The 16,621-nt window shown below is 73.1% G+C and carries 14 protein-coding genes; 11 read left to right on the top strand and 3 right to left on the bottom strand.

What is annotated here, in order from left to right:
• Positions 1-46: 46 nt before the first annotated feature.
• The 5 genes from sucB (at position 47) to OHT52_RS23265 (ending at position 7,410) form a co-directional block, all read left to right on the top strand.
• On the top strand, positions 47-1,807 hold the full coding sequence (gene sucB, locus OHT52_RS23285) for a 2-oxoglutarate dehydrogenase, E2 component, dihydrolipoamide succinyltransferase (RefSeq protein ID WP_328722119.1): 1,761 nt from the start codon (positions 47-49) through the stop codon (positions 1,805-1,807).
• A gap of 173 nt (positions 1,808-1,980) precedes the next feature.
• Positions 1,981-2,604, top strand: a complete 624-nt coding sequence (locus tag OHT52_RS23280) for a GntR family transcriptional regulator (protein WP_328722118.1) — start codon at positions 1,981-1,983, stop codon at positions 2,602-2,604.
• A gap of 379 nt (positions 2,605-2,983) precedes the next feature.
• Positions 2,984-5,665, top strand: coding sequence for a pyruvate dehydrogenase (acetyl-transferring), homodimeric type (gene aceE, locus OHT52_RS23275; protein ID WP_328722117.1), 2,682 nt, complete (start codon positions 2,984-2,986; stop codon positions 5,663-5,665).
• Positions 5,666-5,779: 114 nt separating this feature from the next.
• Positions 5,780-6,784, top strand: a complete 1,005-nt coding sequence (locus OHT52_RS23270; RefSeq protein ID WP_328722116.1) for a helix-turn-helix transcriptional regulator — start codon at positions 5,780-5,782, stop codon at positions 6,782-6,784.
• Positions 6,785-6,888: 104 nt separating this feature from the next.
• The gene (locus OHT52_RS23265) at positions 6,889-7,410 is read left to right on the top strand and encodes a DUF4240 domain-containing protein (RefSeq protein ID WP_328723863.1); all 522 of its coding nucleotides are present in this window, start codon (positions 6,889-6,891) and stop codon (positions 7,408-7,410) included.
• 15 nt (positions 7,411-7,425) lie between these two features.
• Here OHT52_RS23265 and OHT52_RS23260 read toward each other — a convergent pair whose 3' ends face one another.
• Positions 7,426-7,968, bottom strand: coding sequence for a GNAT family N-acetyltransferase (locus OHT52_RS23260; protein WP_328722115.1), 543 nt, complete (start codon positions 7,966-7,968; stop codon positions 7,426-7,428).
• Between the two features lie 72 nt (positions 7,969-8,040).
• Here OHT52_RS23260 and OHT52_RS23255 point away from each other — a divergent pair, with 72 nt between their 5' ends.
• Both OHT52_RS23255 and OHT52_RS23250 read left to right on the top strand, forming a co-directional pair.
• Complete coding sequence (locus OHT52_RS23255) at positions 8,041-8,940, top strand: TIGR01777 family oxidoreductase (protein ID WP_328722114.1); 900 nt, start codon at positions 8,041-8,043, stop codon at positions 8,938-8,940.
• Between the two features lie 211 nt (positions 8,941-9,151).
• Positions 9,152-10,498, top strand: a complete 1,347-nt coding sequence (locus OHT52_RS23250) for an NAD(P)/FAD-dependent oxidoreductase (RefSeq protein ID WP_328722113.1) — start codon at positions 9,152-9,154, stop codon at positions 10,496-10,498.
• Positions 10,499-10,556: 58 nt separating this feature from the next.
• Here OHT52_RS23250 and OHT52_RS23245 read toward each other — a convergent pair whose 3' ends face one another.
• A complete protein-coding gene (locus tag OHT52_RS23245) occupies positions 10,557-12,233 on the bottom strand; it encodes a regulator (protein ID WP_328722112.1) in 1,677 nt (558 codons plus the stop codon).
• 267 nt (positions 12,234-12,500) lie between these two features.
• Between OHT52_RS23245 and lipB the strand changes: the two genes are divergently transcribed.
• From lipB to OHT52_RS23225, 4 genes are all read left to right on the top strand, one after another.
• Complete coding sequence (gene lipB, locus OHT52_RS23240; RefSeq protein WP_328722111.1) at positions 12,501-13,304, top strand: lipoyl(octanoyl) transferase LipB; 804 nt, start codon at positions 12,501-12,503, stop codon at positions 13,302-13,304.
• Positions 13,305-13,498: 194 nt separating this feature from the next.
• Positions 13,499-14,479 (top strand): lipoyl synthase, encoded by a 981-nt coding sequence (gene lipA, locus OHT52_RS23235; protein WP_328722110.1) that lies wholly within the window; start codon positions 13,499-13,501, stop codon positions 14,477-14,479.
• Positions 14,480-14,791: 312 nt separating this feature from the next.
• Complete coding sequence (locus tag OHT52_RS23230) at positions 14,792-15,001, top strand: SCO2195 family GlnR-regulated protein (RefSeq protein WP_328722109.1); 210 nt, start codon at positions 14,792-14,794, stop codon at positions 14,999-15,001.
• 10 nt (positions 15,002-15,011) lie between these two features.
• Positions 15,012-15,719 carry a DUF4191 domain-containing protein gene (locus OHT52_RS23225; protein WP_328722108.1) on the top strand — a complete coding sequence of 236 codons (708 nt, stop codon included), beginning with the start codon at positions 15,012-15,014 and terminating at the stop codon, positions 15,717-15,719.
• Between the two features lie 397 nt (positions 15,720-16,116).
• On the opposite strand, the gene OHT52_RS23220 is transcribed toward OHT52_RS23225, so the two are convergent.
• Complete coding sequence (locus OHT52_RS23220) at positions 16,117-16,584, bottom strand: RDD family protein (RefSeq protein WP_328722107.1); 468 nt, start codon at positions 16,582-16,584, stop codon at positions 16,117-16,119.
• Positions 16,585-16,621: the final 37 nt, after the last annotated feature.

Below are 16,621 nucleotides of genomic sequence, written 5' to 3'. Positions count from 1 at the left end.
GGCGACGACCGACCACTTCCGCAATTCGTAAGGAGCAACCGAAACCATGTCGGTTTCCGTAACCCTTCCGGCGCTCGGCGAGAGCGTCACCGAGGGCACTGTCACCCGTTGGCTGAAGGCCGAGGGCGAGCGCGTCGAGGCTGACGAGCCGTTGCTGGAGGTCTCGACCGACAAGGTCGACACCGAGATCCCGGCCCCCGTCTCCGGCATCCTCGCGTCCATCAAGGTCGCCGAGGACGAGTCCGTCGAGGTCGGCGCCGAGCTGGCCATCATCGACGACGGCTCCGGCGCCCCCGCGCCGGCCGCCGCCCCGGCCGAGGCCGCCGCTCCGGCCACCGAGGCCCCCACCGCCCCGTCGACCGAGACCGAGGCTCCCGCCCCGGCCCCGACCGCCGAGGCCACCGCCAGCGCGTCCTCCGCCGAGGGCACCGACGTCACCCTCCCGGCGCTCGGCGAGAGCGTCACCGAGGGCACCGTCACCCGCTGGCTGAAGGAGGTCGGCGAGGAGGTCACGGAGGACGAGCCCCTGCTCGAGGTCTCCACGGACAAGGTCGACACCGAGATCCCGGCCCCGGTCTCCGGCGTGCTGCTGGAGATCGTCGTCGCCGAGGACGAGACCGCCGAGGTCGGCGCCAAGCTCGCCGTCATCGGTGCCAAGGGCGCCGCTCCGGCCGCCGCTCCGGCACCGGCTCCGGCCGCCGCCCCGGCACCGGCTCCGGCCGCTCCGGCTCCGGCTGCTCCGGCACCGGCCGCCCCGGCACCGGCTCCGGCCCCCGTGGCCGCTGCCCCGGCTGCCCCGGCTCCGGCCGCTCCGGCTGCCCCGGCCCCGGTCGCCGCTCCGGCTCCGGTCACCCCGGCCGCGACCTCCGGTGACGACGGCGCGTACGTCACGCCGCTGGTCCGCAAGCTCGCCTCGGAGAACGGCGTCGACCTGGGCGCGGTGAAGGGCACCGGCGTCGGTGGCCGCATCCGCAAGCAGGACGTCGTCGCCGCCGCGGAGGCCGCCAAGGCCGCCGCGGCCGCTCCGGCTCCCGCTGCCGCCGCCGCTCCGGCCGCCTCCAAGGCGCCGAAGCTGGAGGCGTCGCCGCTGCGCGGTCAGACCGTCAAGATGACGCGCATGCGCAAGGTCATCGGCGAGAACATGATGAAGGCGCTGCACTCGCAGGCCCAGCTGACCTCGGTCGTCGAGGTCGACATCACCAAGCTGATGAAGCTGCGCAACCAGGCGAAGGCCGCGTTCGCCGCCCGTGAGGGCGTCAAGCTGTCCCCGATGCCGTTCTTCGTGAAGGCGGCGGCCCAGGCGCTGAAGGCCCACCCGGTCATCAACGCCCGGATCAACGAGGACGAGGGCACCATCACGTACTTCGACTCGGAGAACATCGGCATCGCCGTGGACGCCGAGAAGGGTCTGATGACCCCGGTCATCAAGGGTGCGGGCGACCTGAACATCGCCGGTATCTCGAAGAAGACCGCAGAGCTGGCCGGCAAGGCCCGCGGTGGCGGCCTCACCCCGGACGACATGTCGGGTGCCACCTTCACCATCAGCAACACCGGTTCGCGCGGTGCGCTGTTCGACACCGTCATCGTGCCCCCGAACCAGGCCGCCATCCTGGGCATCGGTGCCACCGTGAAGCGCCCGGCCGTCATCGAGACCGCCGAGGGCACCGTCATCGGCATCCGTGACATGACGTACCTCTCGCTCTCCTACGACCACCGTCTGGTGGACGGCGCGGACGCCGCCCGTTACCTGACCTCGGTCAAGGCGATCCTGGAGGCCGGTGAGTTCGAGGTCGAGCTCGGCCTCTGAACGATCCTGTTGTAACGAGCCTCACCAGCGGCGCCCCCGTCCGGACCACCTCCCGGGCGGGGGCGCCGCCGTATTGTCTAGGGGGTATCCGGCGGTCACTGCCGGTCAACACCACGGGCCTCAGCGACCGTGGCCGGTCCCAGGCGGCACCGGTTCGCCCGAAGGAGCACCTCATGACCCCGCCCGTCGTCCACTCGCTGCGCGAGCAGATCCGCGAGCACATCGTGGACGGGATAGTCAGCGGGCGCTGGAAGCCGGGCGAGCGCATCGTGGAGCGGCGGATCGCCACCGAACTGGAGGTCAGCCAGACGCCGGTGCGCGAGGCGCTGCGCGAGCTGGAGACGCTGCGGCTGATCGAGTCGGCGCCCAACAAGGGCGTCCGGGTCCGCAATCTGACGGCCGCGGACCTGGAGGAGAGCTACCCCGTGCGTGCGGGTCTGGAGCAGATCGCGGCGGAGCTGGCGGCCTCCGCCCTCGGCGCGGACTGCTCGGCCCTCCAGCCGCACGTGAGTGCCCTCTACGAGGCCGACCGGGCGGCCGACGGGGAGGCGCAGGTGCGGCACACGGTGGGCTTCCACCGGGAGCTGGTGCGGGCGGCCGGCAACGCGGTGCTGCTGCACACCTGGGAAGGGCTGGGCATCGAGGTGTTCACGGCCCTGTCGATCCGCTGGCTGGGCACGGTGCAGAAGTCGTACGCGGAGGAGCACGAGGCGCTCATCGACGCGTTCCTGCGGCAGGATCCGCAGATCGGGCCGCTGGTCAAGGCGCACGTGCTGGGCTGCGCGCCGCGCGCCTGAGTACCGGTGTCCGCACGCGCGCCGCGCCCTTGAGTACCGGCGCGTCCGCGAGCACCGTCCGTGCGGTCGGCACGAGCGGACAGTAGCGGGGTCCGTACTTGTCATTTCTCACGTCCGCGTTGCCGCCAGGTTTCCCATCCGTCACCGTCGTCGCTCTTTCGAGCAAGTCGTGACAGTTTTACACCGTTTTATCCCGTCACTCCGTGCCCCATTTGGCGGCACCCCATGCCATTTTCTTCATATCGAGAAGTTTTCCCCTTCAACCCTTTGATCGATCATCGATCAGGGATTTACAGTTCTCCGCGGGCCCACCGGCCCGTCGCCCTGTCCTGCCAGCCAGGGACTTCTCCACCCCCTCCCACTCCGGAAGGCGGCGATCATGACCGACCCCGTAGGAAAGCGTCCGAGCGAACTCGACCAGTTCCCGGACCGCGACCCCGAAGAGACCGCCGAATGGGCGGCCTCTCTGGACGCCGTCACCAAGGCCGCGGGGCCGCATCGCGCCGCGTACCTGATGAGGCGTTCTCTCGAACACGCCGAAGGCGCCGGTCTCGCGCTGCCCAAGCTGCTGGAGACCGACTACGTCAACTCCATCCCGACCGCCGCCGAGCCCGAGTTCGACGGCGACCTGGAGATGGAATCCCGCATCACCGCGTGGAACCGCTGGAACGCGGCGGCCATGGTGACGCGTGGGGCGAAGTACGGCGTCGGCGGCCACATCGCCACCTTCGCCTCCGCGGCCTGGCTGTACGAGACGGGCTTCAACCACTTCTTCCGCGGCAAGGAGGGGGACGGCTCCGGTGACCAGCTCTACATCCAGGGCCACGCCTCCCCCGGCATCTACGCCCGCGCCTTCCTCGACGGACGCCTGAGCGAGCAGCAGCTCGACAACTTCCGTCAGGAGTCGGGCGGCGACGGCCTGCCGTCCTACCCGCACCCGCGGCGTCTGCCCTGGCTGTGGGAGTTCCCCACCGTGTCGATGGGCCTCGGCCCGCTGTCGGCCATCTACCAGGCGCGCTTCAACCGCTACCTGGCCAACCGCAACATCAAGGACACGTCGAACTCGCACGTCTGGGCCTTCCTGGGCGACGGCGAGATGGACGAGCCCGAGTCGACGGCCGCCCTGGCGCTCGCCGCCCGTGAGGGCCTCGACAACCTGACCTTCGTCATCAACTGCAACCTGCAGCGTCTCGACGGCCCGGTCCGCGCCAACTTCCGCGTGGTCCAGGAGCTGGAAGGCGCCTTCCGCGGAGCCGGCTGGAACGTCGTCAAGACGCTCTGGGGCAACGCGTGGGACGAGCTGTTCCAGCTCGACACCTCCGGGGCGCTGGTCCGCCGTCTCCGCGAGGTCCCGGACGCGCAGTTCCAGACGTACGCCACCCGTGACGTCGCGTACATCCGCGAGCACTTCTTCGGCGCCGAGCCCGCGCTCGTGGAGCTGGCGAAGCTGCTCACCGACGCGAAGATCGCCGAGTGTTTCTACACCTCGCGCGGCGGTCACGAGGCCCGCAAGGTCTACGCGGCGTACAAGGCGGCCCTGGAGCACAAGGGTGGCCCGACCGTGATCCTCGCCCAGACGGTGAAGGGCTTCACGCTGGGCAAGGGCTTCGAGTCCAAGAACGCCAACCACCAGATGAAGAAGCTGTCCCTGGACGAGTTCAAGGACATGCGCGAGCTGCTCGGCCTGCCGATCCCGGACAGCGCCTTCGAGAGCGGTGTGGTGCCCTACGGCCACCCCGGCGCCGACTCCCCCGAGGTCCGCTACCTCCAGGAGCGCCGCGCGGCCCTCGGTGGCCCCGCCCCCGCCCGCCGGGTGCACGCCGCGGCCCTGCCGCAGCCCGAGGAGCGCGCGTTCGCCGCGCTGAAGAAGGGTTCCGGCAAGCAGGAGATGGCCACCACCATGGCCTTCGTCCGCCTCGCCAAGGACCTGATGCGGGACAAGGAGACCGGCAAGCGCTGGGTTCCGATCGTCCCGGACGAGGCCCGTACCTTCGGTATGGAGTCGCTCTTCCCGTCGGCGGGCATCTACTCGCCGCTGGGCCAGACGTACGAGCCGGTCGACCGCGACCAGCTGATGTACTACAAGGAAGCCAAGGACGGCCAGATCCTCAACGAGGGGATCACCGAGGCCGGCTCCATGGCGGACTTCATCGCCGCGTCCACGTCGTACGCGACGCACGGCGAGACGATGATCCCGTTCTACATCTTCTACTCGATGTTCGGCTGGCAGCGGACCGGCGACCAGATGTGGCAGCTCGCCGACCAGCTCGGCAAGGGCTTCATCGTCGGCGCCACCGCGGGCCGTACGACCCTGACGGGTGAGGGCCTCCAGCACGCGGACGGTCACTCGCACCTGATCGCGGCCACGAACCCGGCGTCGCTCAACTACGACCCGGCCTTCGCGTACGAGATCGCGGTGATCGTCAAGGAGGGCCTGCGCCGGATGTACGGCGAGCCCGTCGTGGGCGAGGACTCCAACGTCTTCTACTACCTGACGGTCTACAACGAGCCGAAGCCGCAGCCCGCGATGCCGGAAGGCGTCGAGGAGGGCATCGTCAAGGGCCTGTACCGCTTCAAGGAGGGCACGCCGGCCAAGGCCGACGCGCCGCGCCTGCAGCTGCTGGCCTCCGGTACCGCCATCCACTGGGCCCTGGAGGCCCAGGAGCTGCTGGCCGCCGACTGGGGCGTCACCGCCGACGTCTGGTCCGCCACCTCGTGGGGCGAGCTGCGCCGCGACGCGCTGGACGCCGACGCCGCGCTGCTCCGGGGCGAGGAGCGGGTGCCGTACGTGACGCAGGCGCTGGCCGGTGCTCCCGGTCCGGTGCTCGCGGTCAGCGACTGGATGCGGCAGGTGCCGGACCAGATCAGCCAGTGGGTGGAGCAGGACTGGTCCTCGCTCGGCACGGACGGCTTCGGTCTCTCCGACACCCGTGACGCGGCCCGCCGCCACTTCGGTGTCGACGCGCAGTCGGTCGTCGTCGCGGCCCTGGCCCAGCTCGCCAAGCGGGGCGAGATCCCGGCCTCCGCGATCAAGGAGGCCCGGGAGCGCTACGGACTCTGATCCGCAGGCCCTGACGCCCTCGCCCTGAACGCCGTGGCCCCTCCGGAACACCGGAGGGGCCACGGCGTTCCGCGTGCGCCCCCGGCCCTCGCGCGCGTCGACGAGAATGGGGGTATGCGTGCCGCCCGACTGATCACCATGGTGCTGCTCCTCCAGTCCCGGCCCGGGATGACCGCGGCCGAGCTGGCGGCGGAGCTGGAGGTGTCGGAGCGGACCGTGCTGCGGGACGCGCAGGCGCTCGGTGAGGCGGGCGTCCCGGTGTACGCCGAGCGCGGCCGCACCGGCGGCTACCACCTCGTCGACGGTTACCGCACCCGCCTCACCGGTCTCGCCCGGGGCGAGGCCGAGGCGCTCTTCCTCTCCGGGCTGCCCACCGCGCTGCGCGACCTGGGCCTGACCGACGCCGCGTCCGCCGCCCGGCTCAAGGTGGCAGCCGCCCTGTCACCGTCGTTGCGGGACGCCCCGGACACGGTGGCCCGGCGCTTCCATCTGGACGCCCCGGGCTGGTTCCGGGCCCCGGTGGCCCCGGCGCTGCTGCCCGTCGTGGCGAAGGCCGTCCGCGACGACCTCACGGTCCGGGCCCGCTACCGCCGGGGCGACGCCGAGGCGGAGCGGGTGCTGCTGCCGTACGGGCTCGTGCTGAAGGCGGGCGTCTGGTACCTCTGCGCCCGCTGTACGGACCGGGTGGAGGCTCCCTCCGCCCAGGACGGATTCCGGGTGTACCGGGTCGACCGGTTCGTCTCCGTAGAGGTGGAGCCGGAGCCGGACGGCGGCCGGTTCGAGCGGGACGCCGGTTTCGACCTGGCCGGGTTCTGGGCCGAGCGGTCCGCGCGGTTCGCCCGCTCCCTGCTCCGTACCGAGGTGACCGTACGGGTCTCGGGGGCGGGTGCGGGGCGGCTCCCGCACCTGGTGGACCGGGCCGCCGCCGAGGAGGCCCTGGCCGCCGCCGGACCGCCGGACGGCGACGGGTGGCGCACGCTCACCCTGCCGGTGGAGTCCCCCGAGGTGGCGTACGAACAGCTGCTGGCACTGGGCGCGGAAGCCGAGGTGCTGGCGCCGGCCGCGCTGCGCGCCCGCTTCCGCGCGACGGCGGCGGGGATGCACGGCCGCTACCGGTAGGGCCCCGTCCGGACCGGGCCGGCACGCGGACCCGTCACGCCCCGGACGAAAGCCCGGCAGCTCCGCGTGCGTGGGCCGCCGCCGGAGCCGATGCTGTACTCGTGATGGACGAGACGGAGTTCTGGGAGCTCATCGACAGCACCCGCGAGGCCGCCGAGGGCGACCCCGAGGAGCACGCCGAGCTGCTCGTGGAACGGCTGGTGCGGCTGGACCCCGAGACCGTGCTCGACTTCGCCCGGCACTTCGAGGCCCGCTACCACCGCGCGTACCGCTGGGACCTGTGGGGCGCCGCCGCCCTGCTGCTCGGCGGAGCGGGCGACGACGCCTTCGACTACTTCCGCTGCTGGCTGATCGGCCGGGGCCGGGAGGTGTTCGAGGGCGCGCTCCAGGACCCGGACGACCTCGCCGAACTCCTGGACGACTTCGACGAGGAGGTCGACGGGGACGGCGAAGAGCTGGGCTACGCGGCCGACGAGGCGTACGAGCAGCTCACCGGGGTCGTCTCGCCGGACCTGGGGCTGCCCCCGCAGGCCCGCGAACCGGCCGGGGTGCCCTTCTCGTTCGAGAACGACGAGGTGCTGGCGGCCCGCCTGCCCGCGCTGTGGGAGCGGTTCGGCGGAGCCTGAGCGGCCCCGCCGCCGTCAGAGCGCGCGGCCCATCAGCACGTCGTCGACGTACCCGCCCGCCAGGAAGAGCTCGCCGGGCAGCACGCCCTCCACGGCGAACCCCTCGGAGGCGTAGAGCGCGCGGGCCGGCCCGTTGTGGCCGAGGACGCGCAGGGTGATCCGGTTGGCGCCCTGGCGCCTCGCCTCGGCGCACGCGGCGCGCAGCAGCGCCCGCCCGATGCCGAGTCCGCGCGCCGTGGCGGCGACGGCGAGGCCCTGGATCTGCCGGACGTGCTGGTGGCAGGCGAGCGGGGTGGGCGCGACCAGGCGGATGTACCCGGCGACACCCGGGGCCCCGGCGGCGTCCGTATCCGTACCGGCCCGCCCGCCGCCGGGCGCCGTCTGGGCGACGAGGAAGTCGCGGGGCGGGTGGCGCTCGTCGAAGAACGGCGGGTACGGCGGCTGCGGGCGGGGCTGCACGGAGTGCAGGGTCGACCAGGTCTCCCGGTCGAGCGCGGCGAGCACCGCCTCGTCGGAGGGGAGCGCCGGGCGTATGGCGTGGAGGCGGAGCTCGTGCATGGGCGTCACTGTGCCATGCCGTGTCCCCGGCGATCGCGGCGATCGGGGTGGTCCATGGGGCAGGATGGGCCCATGGAGCGCTCCCGTATCGCCGTCACCGGATCGACCGGACTCATCGGAGCGGCGCTCGTGCGCTCGCTTCGGGCCGACGGGCACGAGGTCGCCCGTCTGGTGCGCCGGCCCGCGAAGTCGGGCGACGAGGTCGAGTGGGATCCGCACCGGGGGTACGTCGACGCGGCCGGGCTGGTCGGCTGCGACGCGGTCGTGCACATGGCGGGTGCCGGGGTCGGCGACCACCGGTGGACCGAGGCGTACAAGAAGGAGATCCGGGACAGCCGGGTGCTGGGCACGGCCACGATCGCGGAGGCCCTGGCCTCGCTGGACGCCCCGCCCAAGGTCCTGGTCTCGGGTTCCGCGATCGGCTACTACGGCGACACCGGTGACCGCGCGGTCGACGAAGGCGCCCCGCCCGGCGAGGGTTTCCTGCCCTCGGTGTGCGAGGAGTGGGAGGCCGCCACGGCACCCGCCGAGGAGGCCGGCATCCGGACCGTGCACACGCGCACCGGGCTGGTCGTCGCCTCGGGCGGGGGCGCCTGGGGCAAGCTCTTCCCGCTGTTCAAGGCCGGGCTCGGCGGGCGGCTCGGCAACGGCCGCCAGTACTGGAGCTTCATCGCGCTGCACGACCACGTCGCCGCCCTGCGCCATCTGCTCGACACGGAGTCCCTGTCCGGGCCGGTGAACCTCACCGCGCCCGAACCGGTCACCAACGCCGAGGTGACGGCGGCGATGGGCCGGGTCCTGCACCGGCCCACCTTCTTCACGGCCCCCGCCCCGGCGCTCCGCCTCGCGCTGGGCGACTTCGCCGAGGACGTGCTGGGCAGCCAGCGGGTGATCCCGCGCAAGCTGCTGGACTCGGGCTTCACCTTCGCCTTCCCCGGCGTCGACAGCGCCGTCCGCGCGGCCCTCGGCTGACGGACCCCGTCCGGCGTCCCGTCCCGGGGGGCGCGTGCGACCCCGTCCGGCGTCCCGTCCCGGGGCGCGTGCGACCCCGTGCACCGGTGCCTGCTTACGGGCCACTGTCCAGGTATCGGCCATCCTCCTAGCCTCTTTGGCGAACTCGGGCATTCCGGTAGCAGGTTGGGGGCATGAGCCTCCCACCGCTCGCACGACTCGGGGAGGGCATGTGCGTAACCCGGCACACCACGCGGACGTGGTCATCATCGGAGCCGGTACAGCCGGCTTGTCAGCCGCCCACCTTCTCGTACGGGCGGGGGTGAGCGTCAGCGTCCTGGAGGCAACACCGCGCATCGGCGGCAGGCTGGCCACGGACGAGGTGGACGGATTCCGGCTCGACCGTCTCGGCCCGCTGCTCAGCAGCGTGCCGGAGGAACTCGGGGACATACCGGGGCTGTCGAGCCTGGTGCTCCGCGAGTTCGATCCGGCGGTCGTGGTCCACAACGCCGGTCGCCACTATCGCGCCGGTGGCATACGAAGCACCAGGGGCGCGTTCATGCCCATGCGCGCCCGTTCGAGCGCCCCCGTCGGCACCGACCGCGCCGCCCCGTCCGGCCGCGGCGGCGCGGTCGGCGAGGCCCTGGACCGGGCCCGGCTCGGCGCGTCGCTGGCCCGGCTCTCCGCCACCTCCACCGCCCGCATCATGGCCAAGCCCGACCGGGCGGCGGAGTCGGCGCTCGCGGCGCGCGGGCTCCCGGCCCGTACCGTCGACGGCTTCCTCCGCCCGCTGCTCGCCGCCCTGCTCAGCGATCCGGAACTGCGGGTGTCGAGCCGGGTCGCGGAACTCGTCCTGCGCGACTGGGCGCGCGGCACGCTCCGGGTGCCCGAGGGCGGTTCGGCGGCGCTGCCCGAGCTGCTGGCGTCCACCCTGCCGCCGGGCACCGTGCGGACGGACGTCCAGGTGACGGCCGCCGACACCACGTCCGTGACCACCAAGGAGCACGGCGAGCTGGGCTGCCGGGCGCTGCTGGTGGCGACCGGCGCGGGGGCCGCCGCCGAGCTGCTGCCCGGTCTGCGGGTGCCCGGCTTCCATCCGGTGACGGTGCTTCACCACACCGCCCCCGCCCCTCCCGGCACGGGCGCCTCGCTGGTGCTGGAGGCGGGCGGGGCGGGTCCGGTCGCGTACTCGGCGGTGATGAGCGGGATCGACCCCAGCCGTGCGCCGCAGGGCCGCGCGCTCATCACCTCCGCGGTGCTCGGCACCCCGCCGCCCGGCCTCGACCGTGCGGTGCGCGGCCATCTGGCGGCCCTGTACGGGACGCCCACGGACGACTGGGAACTGCTGGCCACCCATCACACCGCCGAGGCGGTCCCGGTGATGACGCCGCCGCACGACCCGAGCCGCCCGGTCCGGGTGCTCGCCGGACTGTACGTGTGCGGCGACCACCGGGACACCAGCACCCTGCGGGGCGCCCTGCACTCCGGGCGGCGCGCGGCGGAGGCGATCCTGGCCGATCTCGGGGCGGGTCCGGGGTACGTACCGGAACCGGGGGCCACGCTGTCGGGGGCCGCCTGAGCGCGCGGTCGGGGGCGGCCCGTCCCGGCAGGGCCGCGGTGGAGGCGGGTCGCCGCCGTCAGCCGAGGGCCGCGATCTGCTCGCGGTACCCGCGTACCGCCGCCGCGTCGCGGTAGGGCTCCAGCCTGCGCTCGAACTCGCGTACGTACTCCGTCGCCCGGACCGAGCGCATCTCGCGGGCCTGCTGGGCCGCCTCGGCGCCCAGCAGGCAGGCCTGGTCGAGTTCGCCGAGGCCGAGCCGTGCCGAGGCGAGAACCACCCGGCAGAAGAGCCTGCTGCGGGCGTACGCGGGGGCGCGCAGCTGGAGCGAGCGCTCGGCGTGCAGGGCGGCGGCCCGGTACTGCTGGAGGTCCCGGTGGCAGTGCGCCAGCTCGTCGGCGAGCTGGGCCTCGTCGAAGTGGCGGGCCCAGTGCGGCGCCTCGTCGCCGGGGCGCACGGCCTCCAGGGCGCGCTCCGCGCGCGCCAGTGAGACGGCGCACGCCCTCGCGTCCCCGAGCACGCCGTGCCCGCGCGCCTCGACCGCGTGCAGCAGGGCCTGGACGGCCGCGGGCGCCGCGGGTCCCACCCCCTGCTGGGCCACCCGGGCGAGCTGGACGGCCTCGCGGCCGTGCCCGAGGTAGACCGCCTGCCGGCTCATGGTGATCAGCACGTAGCTGCCGTAGGCGCGGTCCCCGGCGGCCTGGGCGAGCCGCAGGGCCTGGACGAAGTACCGCTGCGCCAGCCCGTGCGCGGCGATGTCGTACGAGGTCCACCCGGCGAGCCGGGTCAGGTCGGCCGCCGCCGCGAAGAGCCGGCGGCCGGTCGTCTCGGTGTAGCTGCCCCGGAGCATGGGCTCGGCCTCGTGCTCCAGGTAGCGGATCAGCGCCTGGCGGGCGTGCCCGCCGCCGTAGGCGTGGTCGAGCGAGCGGAAGAGTTCGCCGACCGAGCGCAGCGCCGCCACGTCGCCGTTGCCGACGCGCTGCCCGGGCCCCCGCTCGGTCTGCCGCTGGCGGGGCACCGCGGGGCGCGGGGTTCCGGGGGTTTCGGCGGGGCCCGTACCCGTGCCGCCGTCCGCCGCGCCGCCCGGCCCGTGGCCGGGGGCCGGGCGCTGACCGCCGATCCAGGCGCCCGCGCCCGGGGTGCCGCCGGGGCCGTGCAGGGTGCCCGTGCGGGGGCCGGGGCGCGCGTCACCGAACGGGCCGGGGCCGGTAGTGGCGCCGGGCCCGCCCCGGGTGCCCCCGGCACCGGGTCCCCGGGTCGCGGCGGCAGCCGGGGCGGGGGCCGGGAGGTCGTCCCGGGAGACGGACTCGTCGGCCTGACCGATCAGCCAGTCCCGGCTCGGCACCACCAGCCCGGCCGGGGTGAAGGCGATCTTGCGCAGGTCCGCCTGGTTGCCGGAGTCCTTGCGCCAGAGTCCGCTGACGATGTCGACCGCCTCGGCCGGGGTCGCCGCGAACTCCAGGCCCGCGTAGACGGGCGCGCACGCGTCCAGCCCGAGGTCCTGGGCGGTGAGCCGGCGTCCCAGGCGCCGGGTGAAGACCTCGGCGATCAGGGCGGGTGTCGTCCCCCGCGGTTGCTGGCCACGCAGCCAGCGGGTCACCGAGGTCTTGTCGTACCGCAGGTCGAGGCCGTGCTCCAGCCCCAGCTGGTCCACCCGGCGGGCCAAGCCCGCGTGGGAGAAGCCGGCCTCCGAGATGAGTGCGGCGAGTCTGCGGTTCGGGGGGTGCGGGGTGCGCTGCGGGGGTCGTTCCGACATCTGCGGTGCGGTCTCCTGCCTTGCCTGGGCCGGGCGTGGCAGCCCTTGGGGAACGGCGTGAATTTAGCGGCCCCCGGAGCGGCCCCGGCCGGGTTCGCTCCATGTTCATCCGATCGTGTGAGGAGTGACGGTCATGCTGACGGAACGACCTGCCGGACCGCCCGGTCCGGGACGGTCGTACAGTGATTCGGGCGCGATCAGTGCACGGTGACGACGGGCGGAGGCACCCCTCCGGGCCGGCGTCACCACGAGTAGGGAGGCATCGCCGTGAGCGAGCTGCGTTTCGTCCGGCTGGGGTTCGGCACGGAAGCCGTCGAGTACCAGGAGGCCTGGCAGAGGCAGCGCGAGCTGCACGCCGCCCGGTTCGAGGACACCGTCCCCGACACCTGCCTGCTGCTGGAGCACAGGTCCGTCTACACGGCGGGCCGGCGCACCACCGACAGCGAGCGGCCCCTGGACGGCACCCCGGTCGTCGACGTGGACCGCGGCGGAAAGATCACCTGGCACGGTCCGGGTCAGCTCGTCGGCTACCCGATCCAGAAGCTGCCGCGCCCGGTCGACGTCGTCGCCCACGTGCGGCGCCTGGAGGAGGCGCTGATCCGCGCCGCCGCGGAGTTCGGCGTGGCGACCAGCCGGGTCGAGGGCCGCAGCGGGGTCTGGGTGCTGGGCGATCCTGTCGAGCGGCGGCCGTCGGTCGGCGGCCTGTCGCTGGACTTCGACCCCCGGCTGACGGACGAGGAGTTCGACCCGCGGCTCAACGGCCCCGAGTACGCCCCCTCCAACGCCGGGCAGCGCCGCGAGGACCGCAAGCTGGCCGCCATCGGCATCCGGGTCGCCAAGGGCGTCACGATGCACGGTTTCGCGCTGAACGTGAACCCCGACAACACCTCTTTCGACCGGATCGTGCCCTGCGGCATCCGCGACGCGGGCGTCACCTCGCTCGCGTACGAGCTGGGGCGCGACCTGACCGTCGCGGACGTGCTTCCGGTCGTGGAGAAGCACCTGCGTGACGTCCTGGAGAACGCCGAGCCCGCGCCCCGCGAGGTGGCGCCCGCTCCCGCGAGCGCCTGACCGCCGGCGGCCCCGGGGGTGCCGTACGGGCCGTCGGCCGCCCGCACGGACGTCCTCGGTCCCGCGGTGTGGGCCGTACGGGGAATAGCCCCCGTCGGCCACAGGTTGGCCGGACGTAGGACCGTGCGAATGACGGGCGTACCCTGGTCTTCGCCGAAGAATCCAATGCAGTAAAAGCTAAGGGGAGTGCCGGAGTGTCCGCTGTCGCACCCGACGGGCGCAAGATGCTGCGCCTGGAGGTCCGGAACAGCCAGACCCCCATCGAGCGCAAGCCCGAGTGGATCAAAACCCGGGCGAAGATGGGCCCCGAGTACAACCAGCTGCAGAAGCTCGTCAAGAGCGAGGGGCTGCACACGGTCTGCCAGGAGGCGGGCTGTCCCAACATCTTCGAGTGCTGGGAGGACCGCGAGGCGACCTTCCTCATCGGCGGCGACCAGTGCACCCGGCGCTGCGACTTCTGCCAGATCGACACGGGCAAGCCGCAGGCGCTGGACCGTGACGAGCCCCGCCGGGTCGGCGAGTCCGTCGTCACGATGGACCTGAACTACGCCACGATCACCGGCGTCGCCCGCGACGACCTGGAGGACGGCGGTGCGTGGCTGTACGCGGAGACCGTCCGCCAGATCCACGCGCTGACGGACGGACGCGAGGCCGGCCGCACCAAGGTCGAGCTGCTGATCCCCGACTTCAACGCGGAGCCCGCACAGCTGGCCGAGGTCTTCTCCTCGCGCCCCGAGGTGCTGGCCCACAACGTGGAGACGGTCCCCCGCATCTTCAAGCGCATCCGCCCGGGCTTCCGGTACGAGCGTTCGCTGGAGGTCATCACGCGGGCCCGGGAGGCCGGCCTGGTGACCAAGTCCAACCTGATCCTCGGCATGGGCGAGACCCGCGAAGAGGTCAGCGAGGCGCTCCAGGACCTGCACGACGCGGGCTGCGAGCTGATCACGATCACCCAGTACCTGCGGCCCTCCGTGCGGCACCACCCCGTCGAGCGCTGGGTGAAGCCGCAGGAGTTCGTGGAGCTCAAGGACGAGGCCGACGCGATCGGGTACTCCGGCGTGATGTCGGGCCCGCTGGTGCGCTCCTCGTACCGCGCCGGACGCCTCTTCCAGCAGGCGATGGAGGCCCGCGACGCGGCCGCCTCCAAAACGGTCGCGCGCGCCGCGGCCGTGTGAATCCGAGCACAAGGCATTACCGGGCGGTAACCGCCCGTCGGAGGCGGCCCGTACGCTCCCCGCAGGTGGGGGACGCGTATGGGCCGCCCCGGCGTGCGCACGGGGCGCATCAAGGTTTCATTGGTGTTTGACCGACCGGTCATGCCCTGGTAACACCAAGGGGTGACCCTGGTCCCGGAGCAGTGATCCTGGTCCGGCTCCGGAGCAGTGACCCCGGTTCCACGGGCCTCAGTGGCCGAACCCGCTGTCGCCCTCCGTCTCCCGCACCCCGTTCCGCGCAGCGCGCGGACCGCCCCGAGAGGGAACACCGCCATGCAGGCCGCGCCGGTACGTGCCCACGCCCTTCCGACCGTCACCCACGCCCTCCGCGCCGTCGAGTCGCTGCTGCTCAGCGGCGGCCAGCGGACCGCCCGCCGCAACGCCTGGACCGCGGTCCTGGAGGACCGCCGCCGCGCCAAGGACCGGGTCGAGGCCCAGCACGTACTGGAGGCCGTTGCGGAGCACCGTTCCTCGGCCACGTAAACTTCTGTACATGGCGAGGAAGGCAAACACTGAAGGCGCGGACAGCGCCGAGAACGCGGGGCGGCTCAAGCAGATCGCCCTGACCTACAAGATGACCCGACGGTCGGACCCGAAGATCGGTCTCGTGCTCGCGGGACTGTGGATCGTCATCTTCGGCGTGCTCCTCGCGATCGGCTTCGCGATCGGGCACCCGGTCTACCTGGGCATCCTGGGCTTCTTCGTGGCCGTCATCGCGGTGCTGGTCATCTTCGGACGGCGCGCGGAGGCCGCGGCCTTCGGCCAGATGGAGGGCCAGCCCGGTGCCGCGGCAGCGGTGCTGGACCGTATCGGACGCGGCTGGACCACCACTCCGGCGGTGGCGATGAACCGCAGCCAGGACGTCGTCCACCGCGCGGTCGGCAAGGCCGGCATCGTCCTGGTGGCCGAGGGCAACCCGAACCGGGTGAAGAGCCTGCTGGCCGCCGAGAAGAGGCGGATGGCGCGCATCGTCGTCGACGTCCCCGTGCACGACATCATCGTGGGCGACGGCGAGGGCCAGGTGCCGCTGAAGAAGGTACGCGTGAAGATGCTGAAGTACCCGCGCATCCTCAGCGGCCCGCAGGTCACGGCGGCCAACGACCGACTGCGGGCGATGGGGGACCTGATGAGCAACATGCCACTGCCGAAGGGCCCCATGCCGAAGGGCATGCGGATGCCGCGCGGCGGAAAGATGCGCTGACCGGCACCTCGCAGGATTTGTTGTTCCACTTCGCTTCTCTCGCCGCGCGGGCGCGGGACGCGGCTTGCCGTGGTTCCGCGCCCACACGTCACATGTCATGCGTCATACGCTCACCCCAGAGGGGCGGCCCGGACCGGAACGGTCGGGGCCGCCCCTCTTCGCACGCCCGGACGGTGCGGTGGACGGGGGCGCGGCCGGGGTACGGCCGGCCCGGGAAGGGGTGCCGGGGGGCCGTGGCGGCCATGAACGACCGGCCCGTCCACATGGTGAACGAGCCGGGTCACGGTACGGATGCGGTTGTCCGGATGGCGGAACGCCTCGGGCCGACTGCGGAAGGCCGTGGCGGGCCCGGAGCGGCCACCGGGCGCCGGCGGGGCGTCGGCGGGCTCCGGGAGGGTCAGAGGCGGACCTGGACGGACCGGGAGAGCCGGTCGTGCAGTCCGCGTCCGTCGCGGTCCCAGATGAAGGGCGGGATCACCAGGAGCAGCAGCACGGTCCGTACGAGTACGCGCACCGGACCGACCCGCCCGCCGTCCTCGGAGACGAGGCGCAGGCGCAGCAGGCGCTTGCCGGGGGTGAAGCCGAGGGTGCCCACGGTCAGGAAACTCAGGACCAGGAAGACGAGCAACGCCCAGTTCCCGGCGGCCTGTTGGTCACCGCCCGCGATGAGCCCGTATGCGATCAAGAAGCAGAGCGCCCAGTCGATGAAGATCGCGCCGAAGCGGCGGCCGAGCGGGGCGACGGACCCCGGGCCCTCCTCGGGCAGTCCGAGGCGCTTGCCCCGGTAGCCGAAGTCGACGCCCATGTCCTCGGCGGCGGCCTGGGGGCCGGAGAGCCACGATCCGATTGCTTGCCTGTTGTCCACCCGACCACGGTACTGCGACCGGGTTTGCTTCCTGCCG

The organism is Streptomyces sp. NBC_00247 (assembly GCF_036188265.1).
GTDB lineage: Bacteria > Actinomycetota > Actinomycetes > Streptomycetales > Streptomycetaceae > Streptomyces.
This window is presented reverse-complemented; position numbering and strand designations above follow the sequence as displayed.

What these genes read in the sequence shown, in the direction of transcription:
- OHT52_RS23245 (WP_328722112.1), bottom strand. Translation starts at nt 12,233, where the DNA reads ATGTCGGAACGACCCCCGCAGCGCACCCCGCACCCCCCGAACCGCAGA.
- OHT52_RS23265 (WP_328723863.1), top strand. Translation starts at nt 6,889, where the DNA reads ATGGACGAGACGGAGTTCTGGGAGCTCATCGACAGCACCCGCGAGGCC.
- OHT52_RS23230 (WP_328722109.1), top strand. Translation starts at nt 14,792, where the DNA reads ATGCAGGCCGCGCCGGTACGTGCCCACGCCCTTCCGACCGTCACCCAC.
- OHT52_RS23225 (WP_328722108.1), top strand. Translation starts at nt 15,012, where the DNA reads ATGGCGAGGAAGGCAAACACTGAAGGCGCGGACAGCGCCGAGAACGCG.
- OHT52_RS23280 (WP_328722118.1), top strand. Translation starts at nt 1,981, where the DNA reads ATGACCCCGCCCGTCGTCCACTCGCTGCGCGAGCAGATCCGCGAGCAC.
- OHT52_RS23260 (WP_328722115.1), bottom strand. Translation starts at nt 7,968, where the DNA reads ATGCACGAGCTCCGCCTCCACGCCATACGCCCGGCGCTCCCCTCCGAC.
- OHT52_RS23255 (WP_328722114.1), top strand. Translation starts at nt 8,041, where the DNA reads ATGGAGCGCTCCCGTATCGCCGTCACCGGATCGACCGGACTCATCGGA.
- sucB (WP_328722119.1), top strand. Translation starts at nt 47, where the DNA reads ATGTCGGTTTCCGTAACCCTTCCGGCGCTCGGCGAGAGCGTCACCGAG.
- aceE (WP_328722117.1), top strand. Translation starts at nt 2,984, where the DNA reads ATGACCGACCCCGTAGGAAAGCGTCCGAGCGAACTCGACCAGTTCCCG.
- OHT52_RS23270 (WP_328722116.1), top strand. Translation starts at nt 5,780, where the DNA reads ATGCGTGCCGCCCGACTGATCACCATGGTGCTGCTCCTCCAGTCCCGG.